This is a genomic window from [Mycobacterium] manitobense, assembly GCF_025821665.1.
GTDB lineage: Bacteria > Actinomycetota > Actinomycetes > Mycobacteriales > Mycobacteriaceae > Mycobacterium > Mycobacterium arseniciresistens.
Window position 1 is genome coordinate 1 of record NZ_JACKSJ010000196.1, and the last position, 3,412, is coordinate 3,412.

General features: G+C 69.9%; 3 protein-coding genes and 1 pseudogene. 2 read left to right on the forward strand and 2 right to left on the reverse strand.

The features are described 5' to 3' along the window. Together H7I41_RS22670 and H7I41_RS22675 are read left to right on the forward strand one after the other, a co-directional pair. Positions 1-254 (forward strand): annotated as a pseudogene (locus H7I41_RS22670) (hypothetical protein); the annotation flags it as partial. Continuing rightward, the gene (locus H7I41_RS22675; protein WP_269896979.1) at positions 251-580 is read left to right on the forward strand and encodes a YbaB/EbfC family nucleoid-associated protein; all 330 of its coding nucleotides are present in this window, start codon (positions 251-253) and stop codon (positions 578-580) included. The pseudogene H7I41_RS22670 and the gene H7I41_RS22675, both read left to right, overlap by 4 nt. Before the next feature lie 72 nt (positions 581-652). Here the strand turns inward: H7I41_RS22675 and eccD are convergent, their stop codons facing one another. Together eccD and H7I41_RS22685 are read right to left on the reverse strand one after the other, a co-directional pair. Further along, positions 653-2,185 (reverse strand): type VII secretion integral membrane protein EccD, encoded by a 1,533-nt coding sequence (gene eccD / locus H7I41_RS22680; protein WP_264014878.1) that lies wholly within the window; start codon positions 2,183-2,185, stop codon positions 653-655. Further along, positions 2,182-3,412: MinD/ParA family ATP-binding protein (locus tag H7I41_RS22685; RefSeq protein ID WP_264014879.1), on the reverse strand; the 1,231-nt coding region annotated here is incomplete at its 5' end. The genes eccD and H7I41_RS22685, both read right to left, overlap by 4 nt.

Consider the following 3,412-nt stretch of genomic DNA (forward strand, 5'->3'; position numbering starts at 1 on the left):
CCGCCGTTTCCGGCGGCGGTGCGGCGCCGGTCGGTGCCGCGGGCACCGCCGGCGGCGCGATGGGCGGTATGCCGATGGGCGGCGGCCACGGCATGGGCGGCCAGGGTGGCGGCGCCAAGGAGAGGCGGCGGACGCCGGGCCTCTCGCCCGACGAGGAGCTGTACGTCGAGGATCGCCCGTCCACCGAGCCCGTCATCGGTCTGCGGGCGCGACGCCCCGGCAAGGACGGCGGCCAGGACAAGGAGATCACGTGACCGACGACATGCACCCCGAGGTCGCCGCGGTGCTGCAGCAGGCGCAGCGGTTGCAGTCCATCATGGACGACCAGTTGCACAAGATGAACAGCGAGACCTTCACCGCCACAGACGAGACCGGGACCGTGGAGGTGACCCTCAACGGGCATCACCACCTGACCGGGATCCATCTCGAGCCGGGGTTGTTGCGGCTCGGTGCGGCGACGGTGGAGCAGCGGCTGAACGAAGCGCTGCAGAACGCGACGGCGGCGGCCAGCGAGTCCATCGACGCCGACCGCGAACGCATCGACGCCCTGGTCGCCGAGACCACCGGCGACCGGCCCTGACGCTCAGACGGCCGGTGGCGTCCGCATCTCGCGGGTTCCCGCGGGTGTCAGCTCACCCGCACCGGCGGGCACTCAGAACCGCAGGTTCCGTAACAGGTCGTAGACGCTGGCGATCCACAGCAGCAGCGGGATGACCGCGGCGATCGTCGCGCCGTCGAGCAGTTCGAGGATGCGCTTGGTCACCGGCGACACCCGCCGCACGTTGTCGGTGGCGCCGACGATCACCAACGCCACCGCGCCGAGCGCGAGGTAGACGGCCAGGACCAGCCAGGCGTCGTCCGGATTCCACAGGCACAGCCGTACGGTCACGCCGGTGGGGATGATCACCGCCGCCGCGAGCAATGCCCAGGCACACCACCGTTCGGCGTACAGGCGCGAGCGGAAGGTGCAGATCGCCGTGACGAGGCCGGCGACGATCAGGCTGTGCACGAAGAAGTGGCCCTGCACGACGACGGTGATCGCACCGGTGGCCAGCACCAGCGCCCCGGCGGTCAGGAAGCCGATCAACAGCTTCTTGGCCAGCACACTGCGTTCCTGCAGTCGCGCGGCCGATTCGGGAACCGAGGCGATGATGGCCTGCCAGGTCGGCGACTCCTCGTCGCTGGGATCCGGGGTGGTCACCGGGTCGAGCAGTTCGTCGTTGCTCACCGTCTCGCCGGGGGCCGGAATCGGGGGCAGAGCGATACGCGCAACGGCGACAGTGAGCTTCGCCGCGTTGGTGACCGCCATCAGGCCGAATGCGACGGCGCCTGCGGGCACCCAGTACTGCCAGCCGTAACCGAAGGCGATCGCCGCCAGTGCGATCGCGGTGCACGTCACCGCGAGGAACGCGGCAAGATGAGCACGGCCGCGCGGGCCTCCGCGGGTGGCGAGTGTCAGCAACAACACGACCGACGCCGCACCGGCCACCTGGGGCGCACCCAGCTGTTCGACACCGCGGGGTAGCGGAACCGCCAGTGCCGCAGCGCCGGCCAGTAGCGGCACCGACGCCACCAGCAGACTCTCGGACAGGTCGATGTTGTCGTACCGGCTTCGGGCCATCAGGCTGCCGCCGAGGATCCCGAGGCCCAGCACACCGAGCGCCACCGCCCACCACCAGTCCTGGCCGGTGTTCGACCAGGTGAGCAGTGCCAGCACCGTGACCACCAGCGCCACCAGCGGAATGGCGATGCCGACGAAGCGGTTGAGTGCGGTGCGGTCGAACTCCGGAGACTCGTCGAGCACGGCGATCGCGTCGATCACGTCCTCGACCAGCGGCCGGTACCGTTCGGTCCGGCTGACCGAGACGAGCGTCAGCAGCGAACCGTCGACGACGCCTGCGTCATCGAGGGATTCACTGAACCTGATCGGCGGCGCGCCCGGCCGCGCGAACGCCCACACGCCCTGTGCCGAGAAGTCGAAGCCGCCCAGCACGTCCTTCGGGGTGTCCTCGAGCATCTCGCCCAGGACGGCCACCGTCTCGTCGATGTAGGTCTCGATGGGTGCCGACGCCGGCAGCACCAGGTCGGTCATCCGCCGACCGGTGAGGATTGTCACCCGGGTGGTGGACGGCCGTCCCGGGGTGACGCTCGAGGTGCTCGACGAGGCAGCGGCGGTGGTGGTCAACGGCGTTCGAGCCTGTCGAAGTCGTCAGACAAGGCGGCCGCCAACTCGATGATCCTCCGCTCGAAGGTATCGTCGAGCAGGTCGAGCTGGATCTCGGTGCCCGCGGCGATGTGCTTGTCCCACGGGAGAACGATGACACGACCGGGTGGCACGTGCCGCTCGAATTGCTGAACGAGATCGGCCACGTCGATGTTCGGCTTCCCCGGTGTCACATGGTTGATCACCACGCAGGACCGGCCCAGCAGATCCTGATAACCGTTCTGGCGCATCCAGTCCATCGTGACGGCCGCCTGGCGGGCGCCGTCGATCGAGGCGCTGGCGACGATCACCATGCCCGACACCGTCGACAGCACGCCCCGCGACGCGGGTGTGAAAAGCCCTGTGCCGCAGTCGGCCAGAACCAGGTTGTAATACCGCGAGACGACGCCGACGATGCCCTTCCAGTCCTCGTCGTTGAACTCGCGGCGGGCACCGCTGTAGTCCTCCGACGACAGCACCTCGAGGTTGGAGGCGTTCATGCTGGTGTACGCGCGGATGTCGTTGTAGCGCGCCAGTTCTTTGTCGGACAGCAGGTCGGCGATCGTGGCCGCGGACTGGCGTCCGGCCCGGTCGGCGAGATTGCCGCCGTCGGGATCGGCGTCGACGGCGAGGATCCGGTCGCCGCGGATCCTGCTCAGCGCCGAGCCGAGTGCGACGGTGACGGCCGTCTTGCCGACGCCGCCCTTGAGCCCGAACACACCGATCTGATACGAGTCCCGTGCGTTGCGGCGGATCCGGGTGTGCAGGTCCATCTCGTACAGCTCGTCAGGAGAGAACCCGAGATTGATGCGGGTGAGCATGTAGAGGACGTGGCGCCAGCCGCGCTGCGACGGCATCTTGACCGCCGACTTCACGCCGACGTGGGACAGCGCATCGATGGCGCGGTGGTTGCCCATCGTGGCCGCCGACGTCGGAGCGGGCTGATTGGCCGTCTGCCCCGGCCAGGCCGTGTTCTGTTCGGCCTGCGGGTCGGCGAAGTGCTGGGTCGGCGCCGGAGCGGCGGCCGGGCGCGGCGGCGCGGTCGGGGCCGTACGGGGCTGTTCGAAACGCGCGCCCGTCGGGGCGTTCGCCTGGGGCGCGCGCATCATCGAGTTGGCCTGCCGCGGTGGCTGCGGCGCCGGGGTGGGGGCCGCAGGCGGGGTCGGCGGCATCTGACTGGTGACCTCCGCCTGCCGCGGCGGCGGGGCG